The 19,513-nt window shown below is 60.8% G+C and carries 16 protein-coding genes; 2 read left to right on the forward strand and 14 right to left on the reverse strand.

What is annotated here, in order from left to right:
* Positions 1 to 135: 135 nt before the first annotated feature.
* Both murI and DLM86_RS08680 read right to left on the reverse strand, forming a co-directional pair.
* Entirely contained in the window at positions 136 to 906 is a 771-nt protein-coding gene (murI, locus tag DLM86_RS08675; RefSeq protein ID WP_110839584.1) for a glutamate racemase, read from the reverse strand.
* A 35-nt stretch (positions 907 to 941) separates the two neighbouring features.
* A complete protein-coding gene (locus tag DLM86_RS08680; protein ID WP_110839585.1) occupies positions 942 to 1,325 on the reverse strand; it encodes a hypothetical protein in 384 nt (127 codons plus the stop codon).
* A gap of 259 nt (positions 1,326 to 1,584) precedes the next feature.
* On the opposite strand from DLM86_RS08680, the gene DLM86_RS08685 reads away from it, so the two are divergent.
* A complete protein-coding gene (locus DLM86_RS08685) occupies positions 1,585 to 2,184 on the forward strand; it encodes a hypothetical protein (protein WP_211326495.1) in 600 nt (199 codons plus the stop codon).
* A 115-nt stretch (positions 2,185 to 2,299) separates the two neighbouring features.
* Here the strand turns inward: DLM86_RS08685 and hrpB are convergent, their stop codons facing one another.
* Together hrpB and DLM86_RS08695 are read right to left on the reverse strand one after the other, a co-directional pair.
* The gene (gene hrpB / locus DLM86_RS08690) at positions 2,300 to 4,843 is read right to left on the reverse strand and encodes an ATP-dependent helicase HrpB (RefSeq protein WP_110839586.1); all 2,544 of its coding nucleotides are present in this window, start codon (positions 4,841 to 4,843) and stop codon (positions 2,300 to 2,302) included.
* Between the two features lie 335 nt (positions 4,844 to 5,178).
* Entirely contained in the window at positions 5,179 to 6,372 is a 1,194-nt protein-coding gene (locus tag DLM86_RS08695; protein WP_110839587.1) for an MFS transporter, read from the reverse strand.
* A 367-nt stretch (positions 6,373 to 6,739) separates the two neighbouring features.
* Between DLM86_RS08695 and DLM86_RS08700 the strand changes: the two genes are divergently transcribed.
* Complete coding sequence (locus DLM86_RS08700) at positions 6,740 to 7,207, forward strand: PilZ domain-containing protein (RefSeq protein WP_110839588.1); 468 nt, start codon at positions 6,740 to 6,742, stop codon at positions 7,205 to 7,207.
* Positions 7,208 to 7,221: 14 nt separating this feature from the next.
* On the opposite strand, the gene DLM86_RS08705 is transcribed toward DLM86_RS08700, so the two are convergent.
* From DLM86_RS08705 to DLM86_RS08745, 10 genes are all read right to left on the reverse strand, one after another.
* Positions 7,222 to 8,433 carry an aminotransferase-like domain-containing protein gene (locus DLM86_RS08705; RefSeq protein WP_110839589.1) on the reverse strand — a complete coding sequence of 404 codons (1,212 nt, stop codon included), beginning with the start codon at positions 8,431 to 8,433 and terminating at the stop codon, positions 7,222 to 7,224.
* 20 nt (positions 8,434 to 8,453) lie between these two features.
* Positions 8,454 to 9,992 (reverse strand): MocR-like pyridoxine biosynthesis transcription factor PdxR, encoded by a 1,539-nt coding sequence (gene pdxR, locus DLM86_RS08710; RefSeq protein WP_110839590.1) that lies wholly within the window; start codon positions 9,990 to 9,992, stop codon positions 8,454 to 8,456.
* A 179-nt stretch (positions 9,993 to 10,171) separates the two neighbouring features.
* A complete protein-coding gene (locus DLM86_RS32035; RefSeq protein WP_158289396.1) occupies positions 10,172 to 10,339 on the reverse strand; it encodes a hypothetical protein in 168 nt (55 codons plus the stop codon).
* 127 nt (positions 10,340 to 10,466) lie between these two features.
* Positions 10,467 to 10,775 (reverse strand): hypothetical protein, encoded by a 309-nt coding sequence (locus DLM86_RS08715; protein WP_110839591.1) that lies wholly within the window; start codon positions 10,773 to 10,775, stop codon positions 10,467 to 10,469.
* Between the two features lie 74 nt (positions 10,776 to 10,849).
* A complete protein-coding gene (locus DLM86_RS08720) occupies positions 10,850 to 11,338 on the reverse strand; it encodes an NUDIX domain-containing protein (RefSeq protein WP_110839592.1) in 489 nt (162 codons plus the stop codon).
* Positions 11,339 to 11,496: 158 nt separating this feature from the next.
* Entirely contained in the window at positions 11,497 to 14,565 is a 3,069-nt protein-coding gene (locus DLM86_RS08725) for a heparinase II/III domain-containing protein (RefSeq protein ID WP_245954482.1), read from the reverse strand.
* Positions 14,566 to 14,582: 17 nt separating this feature from the next.
* Positions 14,583 to 15,476, reverse strand: coding sequence for a carbohydrate ABC transporter permease (locus tag DLM86_RS08730; protein ID WP_110839594.1), 894 nt, complete (start codon positions 15,474 to 15,476; stop codon positions 14,583 to 14,585).
* Positions 15,477 to 15,489: 13 nt separating this feature from the next.
* Complete coding sequence (locus tag DLM86_RS08735; RefSeq protein ID WP_110839595.1) at positions 15,490 to 16,452, reverse strand: ABC transporter permease; 963 nt, start codon at positions 16,450 to 16,452, stop codon at positions 15,490 to 15,492.
* 116 nt (positions 16,453 to 16,568) lie between these two features.
* Positions 16,569 to 18,176: a type 2 periplasmic-binding domain-containing protein gene (locus DLM86_RS08740; RefSeq protein ID WP_110839596.1), complete on the reverse strand. Its 1,608-nt coding sequence runs from the start codon at positions 18,174 to 18,176 to the stop codon at positions 16,569 to 16,571.
* Between the two features lie 323 nt (positions 18,177 to 18,499).
* Positions 18,500 to 19,489, reverse strand: a complete 990-nt coding sequence (locus DLM86_RS08745) for a LacI family DNA-binding transcriptional regulator (RefSeq protein ID WP_158289398.1) — start codon at positions 19,487 to 19,489, stop codon at positions 18,500 to 18,502.
* Positions 19,490 to 19,513: the final 24 nt, after the last annotated feature.

Below are 19,513 nucleotides of genomic sequence, written 5' to 3' on the forward strand. Positions count from 1 at the left end.
AGCGGCCGGAAAGTAAAAAAACCTTGCCGGGAACGTGTCACGTCCCCGGAAGGTTTCGTCTGATTGTTACGGTTGTCGCAGCGAGGGCCGGTCCCGACTGCTCTTCTAAATGGCGAAGCCGTTTGGAACGCCTCGTCACAGCCTCCCGAAGCACATTTCCAGCCTTCGCCTGTCCTCCTCGGTTCCTTTTGACGACATGAACGCGATATCCGGCACGAGACGGCCTCCCTCCAAGGGACGCGCCTCCAATCCGAGCAGCCGCCGCATCTGGTTCACGGTCCCTTCGTTGCCGTCCATCAACCGGACGTGCGCCGGAAGCTCCGCCCGGATTGCATCGCGGAAAAAAACGAAATGAGTGCACCCGAGCACGATCGCCCCGTACCGTTCGAGCTCGAACGCCGCAAGCTGCTCGCGCAAGTAGCGGCGCACGTCCGGTCCGTCGAACACGCCTTCCTCGGCGAATTGGACGAGACCGGGCAGTCCGAGCGTGTCGACCGCATCGGGCGCCTCGAGACTCCGCACGAGCCGCTGAAATTTGTCTTCCTTGAGCGTCAGCGGCGTCGCCGTTACGAGCACGCGTCTTCCCGACTCGCGGACGGCTTGCAGCGCGGGCTTGACCGCGGGCTCCATGCCGATGATCGGGAACCGGTACCGCCTTCTCAGCTCGTCGACGGCGACGCTCGTCGCCGTATTGCAGGCGATGACGATCGCCCGCACGTCATAGCTTCGCATCATGTCGTCGACGCAGCCGGCGACGAAGCCGAGCACTTCCTCCTTCGTATGCACGCCGTAAGGCACGTTGAGCGTATCCGCGTAATACAAGTAGCTTTCCGACGGGTGGATGCGGCACGCTTCGCGCAGCACCGTCAGCCCTCCCACGCCGGAATCGAAAAATACGATTCGCATTCCTTCTCCTCGCTTCGCATGTTGCCGACGGGACGCTACCGATCGCCGCGTCCGTCCCCGTTTTTCCAGCCGCCGTCCGGCATCAGGCCGTCACCGAGCGTCGTATCGTACAGGTTGGCCGAGCGCCACTGCTTGCGCACGATCCGTTTCGGGCGTTCGTAGCGGACGTTGACCGTTTGGCCGTAAGCCAAGCTTTCCAGCATCGACCGGCCGGTCGCGCCTCCCGCATGCCGGCCGTCGCTCGCCTCGGGCCGGTCGGCTTCCGCCGACGGCGCCTCCCCGGCAAGCCGCGATACCCGGCGCAGCTCGCGAATGCGCGCCTGCAGCAGCTCGATGTCGTCCGTCCAATCGGCCGCCGCACCGTTCCTGTCCCGGGTCGCCGACGGTCCGGCGCCGACAGGCGGTATTCGGTCGTTCATCGGATCACCGCCATCTCGTCGTTGGGATTGGGCGTTCTCGTGTGGAAACGATCTTCGGTGTCATCCGTTCGCCTCGATTTCATCATAGCACGAATTTCCTTTTGGCGTCTCCCGTTTCTCCGGAAGCCCGTCCGGTTCCCCGGGTCGGGCATCGTTTCCCCGACCTAAGTCCAGAACCGATTCCGACAGTGGTCCGTTTTGGATCGCGGGCGCCTCCTTTACAATGAAGTCAACAAAGTCGTAAGAGGTGCGATAAACGATGCAGGACAAGAAGAAATTGTACATTCTTCTGACCGATACGGGAACGCTATTGACGAGAACGATCAAGGCGTATACGAAAGAGCCCTACAACCACGCGTCCATCGCGTTTGATGCCGAGCTCCGTGACGTATACAGCTTCGGACGCAAGTGCGAAAGCAATCCGTTTCGCGGAGGCTTCGTGAAGGAAACGATCCGCGGACCGTTGTTTTTGAACGAAGACCATGACACGACGTGCGCTCTCTATGTATGCGAGGTCGGCAAAGCCGCCTACGACCGCATTCGCCGTACCGTCCGCGAGATGCAAAAGCGGGAGGACGACTATAAATACAACTTGCTCGGCTTATTCGGCGTCATGCTCAACGTCAGGCTGAAGCGCAAAAACGCCTACTTCTGCTCCCAGTTCGTTTCGGAAGTGGCGCTCACCGGCGGTGTCTCGCTCGTCGACAAATGCCCGGAGCTGACGACTCCCGGCGATTTGGGCCGTTCCGCCCTTCTCCGTCCCGTTTACTCGGGCAGCCTGAAGGAGTACCCGCCCTTGCGCCGCTGGCTGGACGGCGAATGCGCCGCCGCCGCCCTCCCGGAGCGAATCCCGGGTTGACCGGGATCGAGCGGAGATGCCGGTAAACGGATCGAACGGCTCCCGGCCGACGCCGGCGAGCCGTATTCCGCATGGATACCGTCTTTCTGAGAAAAGCGAGGACACGCGGCCGCACTTATGGCTTCGGCTTGACCCGGTTCGTCGGCACCGCCGACATCGGGTCGTCGGGCCAGTAATGCTTCGGGTAACGGCCCTTCAAATCTTTTTTCACCTCGAAATAGGTTTCCCGCCAAAAGTTCGCCAAATCCCGCGTCACCTGAACCGGCCGCTGCGCCGGCGAAAGCAGGCGGATCGTCACCGGCACTCTCCCCCCTCCGATGCGCGGCGTCTCCGTCCAGCCGAACAGCTCCTGCAGCCGGGCGGACAAGGACGGCGCCTCCGGGTCCGCATAATCGACCGGTAACCGCGAGCCGCTCGGCACGGTCAAGTGCGTCGGCGCCCATTCGTCCAGCCTTCTGCGCTTCTCCCAAGGAAGCGCCGCCTCGAGAACCGAGACGAGGTTCAAGCTTTGCAGCTCGGCGCGGCTGCGTATGCCGGCGACATGCGGCGCGAGCCATTCTTCCGCCGTCCGTTCCAGCGCCTCGTCCGACCAGTCCGGCCAATCCGCGTCGTGCCTCCGCAAAAACAGGACGCGCTGCTGCAGCCGGCGCGCCGCTCCCGTCCACGGCAGCATGCCGATCCCTTCGACCGCCAACCCGTCGAGCAGCGCTCGAATCGTCTCCTCGCCGCCAGGCTTGGAGAGCGGCACGTCGGTTACCGCAATCGCGCCGAGCCGCTTCCGGCGGCGGGCCCGAACCGACTGCGTCGACCGGTCCCACTCGACGATCGACTCCTCCGCAAACCGTTCGGGAAACGTCCGCTCCAGCTCGCGCACATCGACCGGCGCCGCCAGCGCGATCCGGCTTTCCGCCCCATGATCGTCGAGCTCGGCGGCGACGATGTACGGCGCGGACGAAAGCGTCTGCGTCTCGGCGAAGGCGGCGCCCCGACCGCTGCTGAGCAAAAACCGGCCGCCTCCGCGGTTTTGTCCGATCCGGTCGGGATACGCGAGCGCCAGCAGCAGCCCGCACGCATCGACATCCGGCTCGCGGCCTCCTTCTCCGGACAGGCCGAGCGCCCGCCTCCAATCCGCGGCCGCGGCCGCGGCTCTTCGCAGCGCGGAGGCGTCCGCCGTCATGCCGGAGTAGGCCGGAGCGGCCTCGCCGGTCGCGCCGGAGCGGCCGTGCCGCAGCAGCGCCTCGAGCCGCAGCCGCAGGTCGGCGGCGACCGGCGACGGCGCGGACGAGACGCGGCGGAACGCGTCGCGCTCGCTCAGCAGCGCGGCCAGGGCGCACGCGGCCGGGCCGAGCCCGAGCGGCACGGCGCGAAGCGCCATATGCGCGAGGCGCGGGTGCATGCCCAGCTCCGCCATCCGGCGGCCGTGCGGGGTGATGGCGCCGCTCGGCGCAAGCGCGCCGAATTGCGTCAGCAGCTCGCGCGCTTGCCGGTAGGCCGCGGCCGGCGGCTCGTCGAGCCAGCGCAGCTCGCCCGGATCGGCCGCTCCCCAAGCGGCCAGCTCCAGCGCGAGAGGCGCCAAATCGGCCTCGGCGATTTCGGGCGTGCCGTGCGGCGCGAACGTACGCTCCTCCGTTTCCGTCCACAGCCGATAGCATACGCCGGGACCGAGCCGTCCGGCCCGGCCTCTCCGCTGGTCCGCCGAGGCGAGCGAGACGCGCACCGTCTCGAGACGGGTCATGCCCGTCTGCGGCGAAAATTTCGGCACGCGCATCCAGCCGCTGTCGACGACGATGCGCGTCCCTTCGATCGTCAAGCTCGTCTCGGCGATCGATGTGGACAACACGATTTTGCGCACGCCCGGCTCGGACGGAGCGATCGCCCGGTCCTGCGCGTCCTGCGGCAAATTGCCGTGCAGCGGCAAAATCCGGATTCGCCCCCGATCGGTCTGGAGCCGATCGGCCAGCAGCGCCTCGACTCGGCGAATTTCGCCGGTTCCCGGCAAAAAGACGAGCAGGTCGCCTTCGGCCTCCTCCGCCAAGGCGCGCCGGATGGCCCGAGCGACCGTCTCTTCCAGTCTCCCTTCCGGCTTGTCCGGCAAATAGCGGGTTTCGACGGGAAAGACCCGCCCGCCGCTCTCGATGACCGGCGCACCGCCGAGCAGCTCCGCGACCGGAGCGGCGTCGAGCGTCGCCGACATGACGAGAAGTCGCAGGTCGTCGCGGAACAGCGCCCGACATTGGAGGCATAACGCCAGGCCGAGATCGGCGTGCAGGCTTCGCTCGTGGAATTCGTCGAACAGGACGGCGCCGACGCCGTCCAGGCCGGGATCCGCCTGCAGCAGCCGCGTCAGGACGCCCTCGGTGACGACCTCGATCCGCGTCTTCGGACCGACCCGCGTATCCATCCGGACGCGGTAGCCGACCGTCTGGCCGACCTCCTCCCCGAACAGGGACGCCATAAAGCGGGCGGCCGAGCGAGCGGCGAGCCTTCTTGGCTCGAGCATCAGGATGCGCCGGCCGGCCAGCCACGGCGCGTCGAGCAGCGCGAGCGGCACCCGCGTCGTTTTGCCCGCCCCCGGCTGGGCGACCAGCACCGCGCTGCCGCGTTCGTTCAGTTGTCGCCGCAGCTCGGGAAGCGCGGATTCGATCGGTAAAGCCGTCATGCCAGTTCCCCCATCGGTCGAAGGCGGCTTAACGTTAGCCGCCGTTCGAAATATATACCAGTATACCTAAGACCTCCCCCAAAAGTGAAGCTGGCCTTCGTTGCGTATTCCGATTACTTTCGGGGGAGCCCCCTCTTATTCCCCCAAAAGTGAAGTTAGCCTTTGTCGCGTAGTCCGATTACTTTTGGGGAGCCCCCCTCTTATCCCCCCCCCCAAGAGTGAAGCTGGCCTTCGTCGCGTAATTAAAAGACGGCCAAAAAGCCCTCCCGCATCTAGCGAGAGGACTTCGTTCATTCGACTCCATGCCAAAAACCCGCAATACCGATTGAGGCGCGTTATTTGCGTTGGAATTTCAATAATAAGAGCATGCCCGTTAACACGATAACGACTCCCGATCCCAGAAACCACGACTGAACCCCGTACTTGTCGACGATCGGTCCCGCCGTCGCGAGTCCGATCGGGGACGAAAGCAGCGTAAAGCTCGTGACGAGCGAAATGACGCGACCCAGCTTTTCCGGCTCGAACGACTTCTGGATCATGGCCATAAAAGGTCCGTTGTACAAAGGCGCGGCCGCACCCATTACAAACGACAGGACGACGAACCCGGCAAAGACGCTTCCGGGAATGATGCCGCTCAAAACGCAGGTCATCCCGATAACCGTCAAACTTACGCTCATAAAGGCCGTATCCTTCCATTTCGTTGCGAGGACCGAGAGCATGGCACCGCCGAGGATCATGCCGATTCCGAAGGCGGCTTCCACCAGACTTGCGCTATAACCGCCTCGGCCGAAATGGGACAGCGTCATCAAAGGAAACAAAGTGGCGAGCGGCATAAACGCGATGCCGAAAATCGCCGTAGCGATCGTGACCGTGACGATCGGTTTTACGGCAAAGAACTCCTCCCAGCCTTGTCTGAATTCCGCGGCGAACGACGGCGCTTGGACAACCTGCGGCTTCGGCTGACGAATTTTGACGAACACCAGCATTAGATTGGCGATCAGTGCACCGGCCACATCCAGCAGCAATACCGTTCCGAGGGAGGAAGCCGAGTAAGCCGCGATGCCAATCGCCGGACCGATTACGCTAGAAAAGGAAAGGATCGTTTGGTGCCAGCCCGCCACGCGCGTCAATTGGTTTTCGGGCGCTATGAGCGGAATAGCCGCTTGAAAGGCGGGAGCGTGAAACGAAGAAGCGGCGGAGCGAATCGCCAGGATCGCATATATGATTCCCAAGCCCGGTTCGCCAAGCAAGTAGCAAGCGCCCAAAATCAAGCTGAACAGTGCAATGGTGCTGTCCGCTACGATCATCGTCATTTTGCGGTTCCAGCGGTCAAGCCATACGCCGCTGAAGGGGCCGAGCAGCGCTTGAGGCAAAAAGCCGCAAAGCCCGGCGATCATCAGTACCGCGGCCGAGCCCGTTGTAACCGTCAAATGCCATACGATCGAAAATTGAACCATAAACGACGTTAATATCGAAAAAACTTGCCCGCCGAAAAAGATCGCAAACGTTTTTTTCCATGAGAGGTGCATCGTGGATTATCTCCTTTTGATCAAGCGTCGCCGACGCTTGTTTATTCGCGCGTTAGTTAATGAACAGCGCAAAAAAACCTCATGCCTTCGTCCGGGTAACATGAAAAAGCACAAACTGAATAAGCCCATACCACTCTGACAAAAAATGGTTGAGCGATTCGTCCTGTACCTCCAATTACCTCAAACGGATGGAATGGGTCAAAAGGAACACCTCCGACTAAAGTAAGTCCATCTTATCAGGAATCCGCCGCGGAGAGCAACATCTAAGCCGTTCTCGCCTCCACGAAACAAAAAATCCCGGCACATCCGGCGTGCACGGGACAAGTCCGATATTGTATAATAACCGTATCAGAAAGAAGGTGCGCAGATGTCATCGGATAATAAACGATCTTACTTCCGCTTGATGCTGCCGGTCCCGCTGTCCGGCACCTTGAAGATCATCGGGCTGAACAACAAGAAAATCGACTCCAAGCTCGCCGTCGTCCTGATTCACGACCTCGGAGCGGGCGGCATGCGCATACATGCGAAGCATAACTTCCCGATCCATCCCGACCTGCTGCTCGAATTCCGGTTCCGCTTGTTCCATACCGAGCATAAACATTTGGGCACGATCGTCCGCAAGTCGTCCCATACCGATACGATATACGAATACGGCATCGTGTTTTCCCACGACGAGAACGAGCGCCAGTCGCTCCTGCACCATCTCAACATGCTGGACTTGAAGCTGCGTTCCGCAAACCGGCTGTCCAGCTGCAGCTTTTGCACCGACGAGGAGCTGGAATCGTTTTACTCCCCTTCCTCGCCTACCGCATCGTCCGGCAACGCCAGCGCATAAAGGCGACGCTTCGGCTACGCGCCGGAACCGATCCCGGCGGCAGCCGCACGCACGACGCCGGCCAGCCGGCGAATGCCTTCGCGGATGCGCGGTTCGTCCATCGTGGAGAAGTTGAGACGCATCGCATTTTCCCGGCCGCCGTTCGGATAGAACGCCCCGCCCGGCACAAAGGCGACGTTCTCCTCCAAGCTTCGGACGAGCAGCTTGCGCGCGTCCATCCCTTCGGGAAGCTCGACCCATGCGAACAACCCTCCTGACGGCTTTTCGTACGAAACCCCCTCCGGCATATGCTCCGCCAGCGACTCGAACATGACGTCCCGCTGCCTCCGATAAACGTCCGTAATGGCCGCGATATCGTTCTCCAAATCGTTCTCCTCCAAATACGAATCGATCACCCGCTGTCCGACGTTCGACGTATGAAGGTCCGTCGCCTGCTTCAGCAGCACGTACTTGTTCAGCACCTCGGGAGAGGCGGCCGTCCACCCGATCCGGTAACCCGGACAAAACGTTTTCGAGAACGTACCGAGATGGACGACCCGCCCCTCGCGATCGAACGACAGCACGGACGGCTGCGGCTCTCCTTCGAAGCGCAGATCCCCGTAAGGATGGTCCTCCACGACAATGACGTTGAATTCGTCCGCCAGCCGGACGAGCCGCTCCCTCCGCTCGCGAGACCAGCATCGGCCCGTCGGATTTTGAAAATCCGGCACGACGTAGATGAGCTTGACGTTCCGAACCGTTTGCAGCAGCTGCCGCAAATGATCCGGATTCATGCCGTCCGAGTCGGTGTCGACCTCGATGAAGGTCGGCCGGTACGGCGTAAACGCCTGGATCGCCCCCAAATACGAAGGGCTTTCGCACAGCACGACGTCGCCTTCGTCGAGAAACGCTTTCCCCGTCAAATCGAGCCCTTGCTGCGACCCGCTCGTGATCAAAAGGTTCGCGGCCGTCACGTTTACGTCCAGCTTGCGGTTCATCCGTCGGGCGATTTTGTCGCGCAGCGGGCCGTACCCTTCGGTGGCGGCATACTGAAGCGCCTGTCTCCCGCAATCCCGGATGACGCGCGCCGACAAGCTTTCCAGCGCCTGCACCGGGAACAGTTTCGGGTTTGGCAAGCCGCCCGCGAACGATATCATGTCGGGCCGCTCCGTCAGCTTGAGCAGCTCGCGTATTTCCGACGCCTTGATCGATTCCATCCTTGCCGCGAAGCGCAATGAATCCGTCATCTTCCATCACTCCTTCTCGTTTATACGATCGGTATCGTTCCCGGCTCGCCGGGCAGGTCGTCGGGACGTTCCTCGCCCAGGACGTCTTGAACCGCCGCGCAAAGCCGGCGCACGCCTTCGCGGATGCGCCCCATGTCGACGCAGGCGAAGTTGAGCCGAATATAATCCGCGTGCGGAGGGTCCGCGAAGAAGGGCGTCCCCGGAATGTAGTCGACGCCCCGATCGGAGGCGCGCACCGCCAGGCCGGAGCCGTTCACGCCGTCCGGCAGACGGACCCAGACGAACAGGCCGCCCTTCGGCGTTTCCCAGCTCATGCCCGGAACCGCGTACTGCTTCAGTGCGGAGACGATTTCGTCCCGCTTCTCCCGATAGGCGACCCGTATTTTGTCCGTTTGCCGGTCGACGACTCCTTCCCGGAGTGCCGACTCGGCCAGCTTTTGGGCGATGGAGCCGGTATGCAGATCGGCGATTTGCTTCATCGCCGCAAGCGGCTTCGCCAGCTGCCTCGGCGCGGCGATCCAACCGACGCGAAAGCCCGGGCCGATCAGCTTGGAGAACGTGCCCACGTAGACGACATGGTCGTACAAGTCCATCGCCTTGATCGGAGGGAGAGGAGCTCCCTCGTAGCCGAGAGCGCTGTACGGGTCCTCCTCCACGATCGGCGTCCGGTGGCGGTAGGCGAGATGGAGAAGCGCCTCCCGCGTGGAGGCGTCCATGAGCCGCCCCGACGGGTTTTGGTACGACGGGATGACGTACACGAACTTCGGGCGGTAGCGCAGCATCGCCTCCAGCGCATCGAGCCTCAGACGGCCGTCCGCATCGGCCGGAATGCCGATGACGTCGGCGCCCGCCGCACGGAACGTTTCCAGCGCGCTGAAGTACGTCGGCTCCTCCACCAGCACGCAATCGCCGCGGGAAAGCAGCGTCCGGGCGATCAGGTCGAGTCCTTGCTGCGCCCCGGACACGACGAGCACCTCCTCCTTCGTCGTTCGGATGCCGGATCGGCTCATCCGTTCGCATAACGTCTGTCGTAGCGAAGCAAACCCTTCGACGGGACTGTGGAGCAGCGTCGATTCGTCTCCGCCTTCGCGGAACAGCTTGCCCGCGATGTCCGCAAGCTCGGCCTTCAGCTCCTCGTCCGGGGCGGGCACGCCTACGCCGAACGAGACGGCGTCCGGACGCTTCGGCAGCGCAAGCAGGTCGCGGATGAGCGACGAGCCGCCTCCTCCTGCCCCGGGCGCCAGCAGCGGCTTCCAATAGAGCGGAGCCGGGGCGGACGGGCGCTCCGCCTCATGCGGCCGCTCCCCGTTGTCCCTTCGTTCGGAGCTTCGAACGATCGTGCCGCGTCCGACGTACGATTCGACCGCACCTTCCGCCTTCAGCTCGTCGTAGGCGCTCAGCACCGTGCTCCGGTTGACCGCGAGCAGCTCCGCCAGCTTGCGCTCGGGGGGAAGCCGGAATCCCGGAGCGAGCAAGCCCGCGTCGATTTTGTCGCGGATTTGCCGTTTGATTTGCCTATAAATCGGAACCGGGCTGTCCCGATCGATCGAGATGTTCATCCGCCTCGCTCCCTTCCGCTTCGCCGTAGCATTGGTTCACTCCAATTCAGTGTAACACTGCCAATCCGTTTGAAAAGATCCAATTGGAACGCGCCAATAACCATCCAATCGAGAATCAAAACGAGAAACAAAAAAGGCCGCGAAAAGATCGCGACCGTCTGGATTCCCGTATGAAGCGGTCATTGCCGCCCTTCAACTTCAAGCTCCTTCCAGCGCTCGCTGTCGCAGACGACGCCCAGTTGATCGAGATACGGCTTCAACACATCCGTATAAACGGCGTAATTCTCGCTCCCTGCATTCGCAATGAGAAGCGGCTGCGCCCGCAGCCCGGTTTGTCCGTCGTTCACGCTGCAACGTCTCCCGTCTTTGGAAAGTCGTTCATACGTCACCTTCTGCGATACAAGCAAAACGAAAGGCGGAACAGGCCGCCCATTCATGTCATTAATCATTAATCATTAATGATATTAATAAAATTCAGACCAGTACCTTCATGAACCGATCCGTCGTCGTTCCCGGCTCCATCGCGAACGAAACGTGCACCGACCGGCCGTCGGGATGCTCGAAATATTGGCCGTCCAACCGAAACCCCCGCTGCTGGGCGATCCGATACAGCTTCGGAAACGTCTGCGCCGCGGCGATCGCTTCCTCCTTCGCCGAATACGCATGCAGGACGACGGGCTCCCGTTCCGCATAAACGTTCAAAACGACGTGGTACCGTCCTCCCGTATGCTCTTCCACGTACAGCTCGTACTCGTGGTCGAAAGCGTGGTACACATTGCCCATCGTTCATCCCTCCTCTCTATCCTTCCTTGATTCGACAAGAAGGTCGGGTTGTCCTTCTCCGCGTTCGTTCCCGTTCAGTCCGAAAAGCGGTGCTTCAAGTAGAATAAAATGCCCGCCCGATCCACATCGGAAAATTGCAGCGGATTTTCGGCCATCCGCCGGCGCACGTCTTCGACCGACTCCCAATGGACGTTTGTCGTATCGTCTCCGCTCCCGGACAGCTCCCCCGTTGCCGTACAAAGAAAATACATCCCGACGGAGTCGACGGGACCGCTGATCGTCTGGTACGCGCAAAACGGCCGCATGCACTCCACCTCGAAAGCGGGGTTCATCCCTTTCGTATCGACTCTCGTTTCTTGCCCCCGGATGCGATCGACCGTCAATCCGGTTTCTTCGTACACTTCCCGGCGCAAACCGTCCAAAATCGGCTCGAACGGCTCCAGCCGCCCGCCCGGCAGCTCCAGTCTTTCCGGCTCGCCTGGCTTGGAGCGCGTCTGGACGACGATTTCTACCGCTCCGTTCGTTTCGCGCTCGATGAACGCCCTAGCGTTGACGTAAAACATATCGGAATCACCGTCCTCTTGAATGCGTCAGTCCACCAAATCATTAACCTTTATTGTATCACACGCAGTATCGCCGAGACGCTCGGCCGAAAAAAATAACGCCGACAAAAGTCGATCGACCTTTGTCGGCGTTTCGATCACGCTAAACGTTCGTCCGCTTACGCAAACGTCGCTTCGTCGCCGGGCTCGACGTCCGCGATGTCGAATGGCTCGCTCGTCCGGAACGGCCGGATCGTCTCGACCGCGAGCGTCTTCATCGCCGGAACGCCGCGAATGACGGCCAGCCCGCCGTACCGGCCCAGCACCGTCTTGCCTTCGAACGGCGACGGCGCTCCGGGAAACGCCGGATCCGCACCGAGCGGCAGCGGGTACCGGCTTTCGAGCACGGCGTCCGCGGCATCGGCGACGATGCCCTTCGACAGGACGACCGACTCGCCGAGAACGATCGTGCGACCGGCCGCCGAGCGTACCGGGTACGTCGACGTGCGGCCCGTTCGGGACGAGCGGATCGTAATCGCGGACGCGACGCCGCGCCACCGCTCCGGAACGTTTTCCGCCACCGTAATCGTATCGCCTTCGATATCGACACCGGTAACGCGCAGCCGCACCGGGGCGTTGCGTACGTCTAGCACAGCTCCGGCCAACCGCATCGACACGCCGCATATCGTCTCGCCGGCGATCGGCCGTCCGTCGCGCCCGACCCGGAGCCAGCCGCACCGGCCTTCGACGAGCCATTCCCCGAACTCCGTCTTCACCCGGATTTCGCCTTCTTCGGCCGCGTACGCCCAATAGTCCGTCTCCCCCGTCGACAGCCGAACGGCAAGCGCGGACGCCTTCCTCCCGCTCGCCTCGACGGCGGCGACGCTCTCGACGGCACGACCGCCGCTTCCCGGCGCGTACGGCTGCAGGACGGCGGCGAACCGTTTGCGCGGCTCGCGGCTTCGCCAGACGAGGAACGGATGACGCACGTCTCCGTCCAGGCTCGGACCGAGCCCGCTGTACAGACGGTCGGACGGATCGCCGACACCGAACAGCCGCAGGCCGTGTCCGCCTTTCTCGGTCCACACCGCTTCGAACGCTCCGCTCGCCCCCGGCCGGTAAGCGCGAACGTCGAACACATACCCGTAGCCGTTGTTCGGCTCCGACGTCCAGCCGAGCGGACGCTCGTCTCCCGCAAACTCGGTGAACGTCTCTCCGGTGGACAGCCGCTCGCCGAAGCTTTTCCCCGGCTCGTCGAAGTAAAGCTTCGGCGAGCCCCTCTCCGCGGCATCCGCCCCGGACAAGGTCCATGCGTCTTCGTCCGCCGCCGCTACTACGCCCGCCAGCCTTAGCTCGCTCTTCTTGTGAAACGCGTGAAACGCATAGTCGGCCGTCTCGGCCCCTTCCACCTCGAACCAATCGACGACATAGGAAGTCGCCGCGTCAATCGGGACGAGGCCGACCATCCGCTGGTACGCTTCGATGCCGTACAGCCCCGGCGCCTTCGCCTCCGCAGCCGTAACCCGTTCCGACTCGAAAACGAACCCGAGCTCGCCTCCCGCAAACGGCTTATACAATTGGCCGGCTTTCATCCCTTCATCGCGGTTCACGACAACCGTATGATGCGCGATCGACTTGCTCGCCCAGCCGAAGTGCGCGTTCGTGCCGTATATGCCGTAGCCGATATCCGCCGACAGCTCCCGGCCGTACGCATAAAGCTGGATCGCCAATACGTCGTCGTGCGAATGCGTGTTGCTCGGCCCGTATCGAAGCAAGGCGGTCGTCTCGTTGCGGTCGCGGAGTACGACGATGCCGGCCTGCCCCTTCGATGTAAGACCTTTGGGAAGCTCGAACGGTTTCCCGTTCCCCGCCTCCGAATGCGCCTCCTCCTCCGCCGCATGCCCGAAAAACAAATCGAATCCTTTGCCGCCCAACCGGTCCCGTACGGACGGATACAGCTTGCGCATCGTCGATTCGGCCGCTTCCCGGATTCCCGCATCCGGCGAAAATTGCCGGAACTGCTGGGCGGCCCGATACGTCTCCAACAGCAGTCGGGCGTCCGGCTCCCGGCTCTCCGCACGGTCCCTCCCCCAGTCTCCGTAGCTCGGAAGATGTCCCTGGACCATCATGTCGAGCGGATTGACGACGGCGAACCGGAAAAAGCGATCGCAGCCGAACGGATGAAACTCCGCCAAACGTTCCGGCGTCGATGCTCGCGCGGCCAGCAGTCCGACATCCAACAAGACGGATGCCGTAAACAGGCTGTAGCCGTAGGAGCCTTCGTAGTACATGCCGTCCCGGCCGATCGCGTTGTAATAGTAAGCCTCCACCGCGCGGACGCCCCAATCGCGGTACTCTTCGTTGTCCAGCACGAGGCCGACCGCGAGCATCGCGCGAACGCCGTCGGATTCGTGGTTTTGCAGGTTGGACAAGTTGCCGCCGCGCAAATCGTAAACCGGTCCGCCCGGCTCCGACAGCATGTACTCGTTCAGCATCGCCTCGATATTGTTGCGGACGGTGCCACTCTTCCCGATCTTCGCGAGAGCGGGCGACGGCTCGTCCAGCTCCGGCCGGCGGTACAGCCAGTCGTAGTCGTGGGCGAGGAACACCTTCACCCGGTGGACGATGCTCGTCAGCAGATGCAGCCGGCCGATCTCGAAATCGCTGCCGAACGGCGTAAAGTCCCGCGGCCCGATCGTACCCGGCATAATCGCGGCAAAGGCGTCGAGCAGCACGATCGCCTTCCTCGCATACGCCTCGTCGCCCGTCAGCATATACAGATAGGTCAGCTTCGTCACCGCGCCTTCATGATCGCGCACGCCTCCGAGCAGTTCCCCGCCGTAGTGGAAGTTCCACATGCCGACGGGGTAATAGCCTTTTTCCCCGATCTTGAACCCTTGCCCGTCGTCCGGATAACGCTCGTTCGGAAATCGCGTTTCGCAGTTCGGGCACGCGACCCGCTTCAGCGGCCACAACGCCAAATCGGACACCAGCTCGCGCGGGTCGTCCGTCGCGGTCTTGAACGGCTTGCCGCAATGCGGGCAGCCGGCGACGCCGTAGGCGAACGTTTCGTGCCGCATGCCGAGGACGACGCCGTACAGATGGTCGTCCGACAGCTCGAGCAGCGCGTCGCAGCCGCGCTTCATCCGTTCGTACGCCGCCTTCGCCCACGGCAGCCGGCCGACGTTGTCCCGAGCCCGCCGCACGTCGTCCTCCGTGAAATAGAAGCCGAGCTTCGGCTTCGGCATCTTGTTCACCGCTCCGATCATCCTTTCAGCGACCCGACGAGGACGCCTTTGACGAAATATTTTTGAATAAACGGATAGACGAGCAAAATCGGCGTCGTCGCGACCATAATCGTCGCCGACTTGATAATGTCCGGCGTGACGCTTTCCGTCTTCGCGGGATCGTACGTGTCGAAGCTTTGGAATTGCGACGAGCCTTCGATGACGATTTTGCGCAGCACCGTGTTCAGCACCGTTTTATCCGGATCGGAGATGTACAGCAGCGCATCGAACCAGGCGTTCCAATGCGCGACGGCGTACCAAAGCGCGATCGTGGCGATGATCGGCATCGAGACGGGCAGCACGATCGAGAACAGGATGCGGAAATCGTTGGCGCCGTCCATCTTCGCCGATTCCTCGATCTCCTCCGGCAGCGACATGAAGTAGTTGCGCACGATGACCATCGTGTAGGCGTTGATCAAGCCGGGCAAGATGAGCACCCACCGGCTGTCGAGCAGCCCCATTCCTTTGATCAGCAAGTAGGTCGGGATGAGCCCTCCGCTGAAAAACATCGTGAACACGAACAGAAACGTGAAAAAGTTCCGGTTCGGCAAATACCGCTTCGCGAGCGGATACGCGCACATGACCGTGAAGACGACGTTCAGAAACGTTCCCGCCACGGTCCGGACGATCGTGTTCGCATAGCCGATCCAAATGTATTTGTTCTCGAACACCGCTTTATAGGCGCCGAGCGTGAAATCTTTCGGAATAAGCTTCAATCCGTACGCGTTGGCGGCCGAAGGCGTACTGAACGAGATCGACAGCACGTTGATAAACGGGTAAATGCACGTTATCGCGAACAGCGACAGCACGGCGACATTGAAGGCGTCGAACAGCTTCTCTCCGGTCGTTTTTTTGCCTATCGTCATGGACATGATTTCCGTCTCCTTACCATAACCCGTATTTGCTGAACCGCTTGACGATCATGTTCGTGACGATGATAAGCGTCAGCGCGATGACGTTGATGAACAGCCCCGACGCGGTCGCGAGCCCGTACTGCATGTCGGCGATGCCGATCCGGTACGTGTATGTGCTGAGCACGTCGCCGACCTCGTAGACGGCTTGGTTATAGAAGTTGAACACTTGGTCGAAATCGTCGTTGATGACGCCGCCGACCGCGAAAATGAACATGATCGTGATGACCGGATAAAGCGAAGGCAGCGTAATGTGGATCATCTGCTTCCAGCGGCCCGCCCCGTCCACGATCGCCGCTTCGTACAGCGACGTGTCGACGCTGGCGAGCGCCGCCAAATAAATGACCGAACCCCAGCCGACCTGCTTCCACACCTCGGTGCTGACGAGCAGCGTCCGGAACCATTCCTTGTCGCCGAAAAAGTAGATCGCTTCCCCGCCGAACGACGTAATGATGTAGTTGACGACGCCGCGCGACGGCGAGAAAATTTCCAGGAAAACGCCGGCCAGCACGACCCAGGACAAGAAATACGGCAAGTAGCTGAGCGTCTGCACGACTTTTTTGAACACGAGCACCCGCAGCTCGTTCAGCAGCAGCGCAAGAATGATCGGGGCCGGGAAGCCGAAGATCAGCTTGTACGTGCTCAAAATGATCGTATTGCGAAACGCCCGGGTAAAGCCGCGGCCTGTGAACAGGTCCCGGAAGTTTTGCAGCCCGTTCCAATCGCTGCCGAATATGCCGTCGAGCAGCCGGTAATCCTTGAATGCGATAATGACGCCGTACATCGGCAAATATTTGAACACGATAAAATAGAGCAAGCAAGGCAGCAGCATCAGCATCAAATATTTATTCTTCCAATACGAGCGGAGCCACAGCCTGAAGCGGCCCGGCTCCGCTGCCGCTCCGGGGGTTTTCGTCGTTTCCGTAACGGTGCTCATCGTACCCTCCCCTTCGTCTTCGCGCAGAATGCAAGGGCGGTCAATCCGCGTTGTCCGCTCGACCGACCGCCCTATGGATGAACCGTTGTATTACGATCGCGTACCGGCGCGAGGCGTTATTTCACGCTCGTGTACCATTCGTTCGCTTCTTTCGTCAGCTGGTCGCCGCCTTCTTTTTTCCACGTCTCGACGAACTTGTCGAATTCGGTAATCGGCTTTTCCCCGTTGATGATGGCGGTGTACGTCTCCTGCTGCAGCTTGACGAGGTTTTTGTAATATTTCGGCTCCGACGGCAGTGCCGACTTGACCGCGTTCTCGTAGCCGGCCTTCTCGAATTTGAACAGCTTCTGGGCCGTTTCGAGCGCTTTCGGCGACTGGATTTTTTGCCCGAATTCCGGCTGCGGCAGCGGCGTGAACGTGATGCCTCCGCCGAACTTCGCCTGCTCCTCGTTTTTCTTGTAACCGTCTTTCCAGACGATCGTTTTGCCGTCCGGTCCGTTTTCCCACATCGTGCCTTTATCGCCGTATTTCACTTTGATGAACAGATCGAAGTCGCTGTACAGGGCGTCGAAAATTTGCAGAATGCGCGCCTTCTTCTCCGGATCGTTCGCGTTTTTGCCGAGTGCGAGCGATGTCGTGCCGATCATGCCCGGCGTAATGTTGCCGAACTTGCCGTCCGGTCCGACCGGCGGCTTGCCGAACGCGATTTCGCCCTTGCCCTGCGTCGCTTCCTTGAACAGCTTGTAGTTGTCGCCGCCGGGGGAGCCCGTCTCCGCGATCGCCGGCATCCAATGGTAGTACGAGCCGTGCGTCGATACGCCGATTTTGCCGTTGACGAACGCGTTCGATACGGCCCAGTAGCCGCCCGTGTTTTCGCCGAACTGACCCTGCGTCCATTCCGGATCGATGACATCGTCCTTCTTCCATTGGGCGAGCGTCTCGAGCGCCTTTCTCGCTTCCGGCAAAACGCCGCTCCAGACGATTTTGCCGTCGCGGATCGTCCAAAATTCGTTATAGATGCCGTAGGCGCCGAATACGTCGGTCATCGCCGACTTGGACATGCCGTACGTATCCTTCTTGCCGTTTCCGTCCGGATCGTTGTTGCGGAACTTGTACACCGCGTCCTTGAACTCGTCCAGCGTTTCCGGCACTTTCGTAATGCCGACCTTGTCGAGCCACGTTTTGTTCCAGGCGGTGGCGAGGCTGTATTGGCCGTCGATGTTCACGTACGGGATGCCGTAATATTTGTCCTTGATTTTGAAATATTTCCACATTTCCGGCGTGTACTTGTCGACGAGCTTTTTGTAGTTCGGCATATACTTGTTCAATTCTTCGTCCGTATATCCCGTAATGATGCCTTGGTCGGCGAATTTCTTCAAATCCGCGAGCGAATAGACGGTCATCAGGTCGGGAATTTCGCCGCCGGCGATTTTGGCCCCGAGCAGCTCCTCGCGCTTGTTGACGTCCATGTACCAGATGTTGAATTTGACGTTGAACTTGTCCTCGAGCAGCTTTTTGCTGGGGGCGTTATCGTCAACCGGACCGTACTGGTAGGTGAGCCAGTTTAATGTAACCGTTTTCTTTTGTGCTCCGGCATCCCCCTGCTGGCCGTTCGGCTGGGACGCTCCCGGCTCTTCCTTTTTCCCGCTGCTGCATGCGGCCATGCTCGCGGCGACGAGCAGTGCCAACGTTCCCGTCGAGACGGTTTTCCAACGTTTTTTCAATGCAGAACCCTCCTCTTTCTTTTCCGTTTGTTTCGTTACGGGTCTGAGCGTCTCGGCTCACGACCATAATAACACCCGTTATTTTTAGTGTCAACGACATTATAACGTACGTTAGTTGTCTTTAAAATGTCCTAATTTGGTAAAGTAAGCGTTTGCCGAAAACGCGTTCAAATGGAAATTTGATCGAATCCAACCGTTCGGATGGCTCGCATGCTTCGAATATAACGGAAAAAATGGATACTTTCAGAGCCTGATAACGCACAAAAAAAGCGCCGGCCCCGTTAGCCGCGCTCTTTTGCTTCTTCCGTGGTCCGACGATCCGATTACTGGGAATTGCGGCAAAACGCCACGGTCCCGCCCTCGAACAGCTTTACGTCGGTCAAGTAGACCCGCTTGCGCTCCTCGTCCTTGCCGTCGATGACGTCGAGCAGCCGGAAAATGACCGACTCCTTCTCCGCCGGGTCGATATGAAAGGCCGTCAGGGGCGGCATGCTCATCCGCACGAGGTCGGTCATTCCCCAGCCGATCAAGCTTTTTTCCGACGGCACGTGCACCCCGCTGTCCTTCAGACGCTGAAGCGCGCCGAATTGGATGAGCGTGTTGACGCAGAACGCCGCCGTGTACGGGATGTCCAGAGCGTCCATCCGGCCGCACAGCTCGTACCCGTCCTCCTCCTTGCTCACCTGAACGAGCGAGACGTCGTACGGAATGCCGGCGTCGAGCAGCGCTTTGCGGTACCCTTCCAACGATTTCCGATGGACGGGCGTATCGATTTTCCCGCTGAATAGGGCGATTCTCCGGTGCCCGTGCGCGATGAGATGGTTCGTGCACTCATAAGCGATTTTGACGACGTCGGGCTCGACGATATTGACGTTATCGTGCTCCAGGCTGCTGAAGACGACATAAGGGACGCCGGACCGCTCCATAATGTCGAGCATCCGCTCGTCGATGTCGCCCGACAGGACGACGCCGGATATTTCTTTGTTGCCCAAACATTTTTCGAGTCTCGTATAGTCTTTGTGCGTCGAACCGATATTCATGAACAGGAGACGGTAATCGTGACGGCTCGCCACGCGTTCGATCAGCTTCAGGTCGGTGACGTACAGCGGATCCTCCGAGCTGCGGTTGCACAGGATGTAGCAAAGCTTGGGCGACACTTCCGCGTCGCGGTAGCCGAGCTCCTTGGCCGCACGCAAAATGTTCGCACGCGTCTCTTCGGATATGGTGCTGTTCGGGGTATTGTTCAGCACGAGCGAAACGGCGGTTCGGGAAATGCCGAGATAATCGGCTATATCTTTTTTCGTGACAGGCATGTGGCCCTTCCCTTCTTGGCTCGA

The organism is Paenibacillus flagellatus, assembly GCF_003217775.1.
GTDB lineage: Bacteria > Bacillota > Bacilli > Paenibacillales > NBRC-103111 > Paenibacillus_AB > Paenibacillus_AB flagellatus.

Coding starts and splice junctions, on each gene's coding strand:
- DLM86_RS08745 (WP_158289398.1), bottom strand. CDS start 19,489: ATGCCTGTCACGAAAAAAGATATAGCCGATTATCTCGGCATTTCCCGA.
- DLM86_RS08735 (WP_110839595.1), bottom strand. CDS start 16,452: ATGAGCACCGTTACGGAAACGACGAAAACCCCCGGAGCGGCAGCGGAG.
- DLM86_RS08680 (WP_110839585.1), bottom strand. CDS start 1,325: ATGAACGACCGAATACCGCCTGTCGGCGCCGGACCGTCGGCGACCCGG.
- DLM86_RS08685 (WP_211326495.1), top strand. CDS start 1,585: ATGCAGGACAAGAAGAAATTGTACATTCTTCTGACCGATACGGGAACG.
- hrpB (WP_110839586.1), bottom strand. CDS start 4,843: ATGACGGCTTTACCGATCGAATCCGCGCTTCCCGAGCTGCGGCGACAA.
- DLM86_RS08700 (WP_110839588.1), top strand. CDS start 6,740: ATGTCATCGGATAATAAACGATCTTACTTCCGCTTGATGCTGCCGGTC.
- murI (WP_110839584.1), bottom strand. CDS start 906: ATGCGAATCGTATTTTTCGATTCCGGCGTGGGAGGGCTGACGGTGCTG.
- DLM86_RS08705 (WP_110839589.1), bottom strand. CDS start 8,433: ATGACGGATTCATTGCGCTTCGCGGCAAGGATGGAATCGATCAAGGCG.
- DLM86_RS08695 (WP_110839587.1), bottom strand. CDS start 6,372: ATGCACCTCTCATGGAAAAAAACGTTTGCGATCTTTTTCGGCGGGCAA.
- pdxR (WP_110839590.1), bottom strand. CDS start 9,992: ATGAACATCTCGATCGATCGGGACAGCCCGGTTCCGATTTATAGGCAA.
- DLM86_RS08730 (WP_110839594.1), bottom strand. CDS start 15,476: ATGTCCATGACGATAGGCAAAAAAACGACCGGAGAGAAGCTGTTCGAC.
- DLM86_RS08725 (WP_245954482.1), bottom strand. CDS start 14,565: ATGCCGAAGCCGAAGCTCGGCTTCTATTTCACGGAGGACGACGTGCGG.
- DLM86_RS08720 (WP_110839592.1), bottom strand. CDS start 11,338: ATGTTTTACGTCAACGCTAGGGCGTTCATCGAGCGCGAAACGAACGGA.
- DLM86_RS08715 (WP_110839591.1), bottom strand. CDS start 10,775: ATGGGCAATGTGTACCACGCTTTCGACCACGAGTACGAGCTGTACGTG.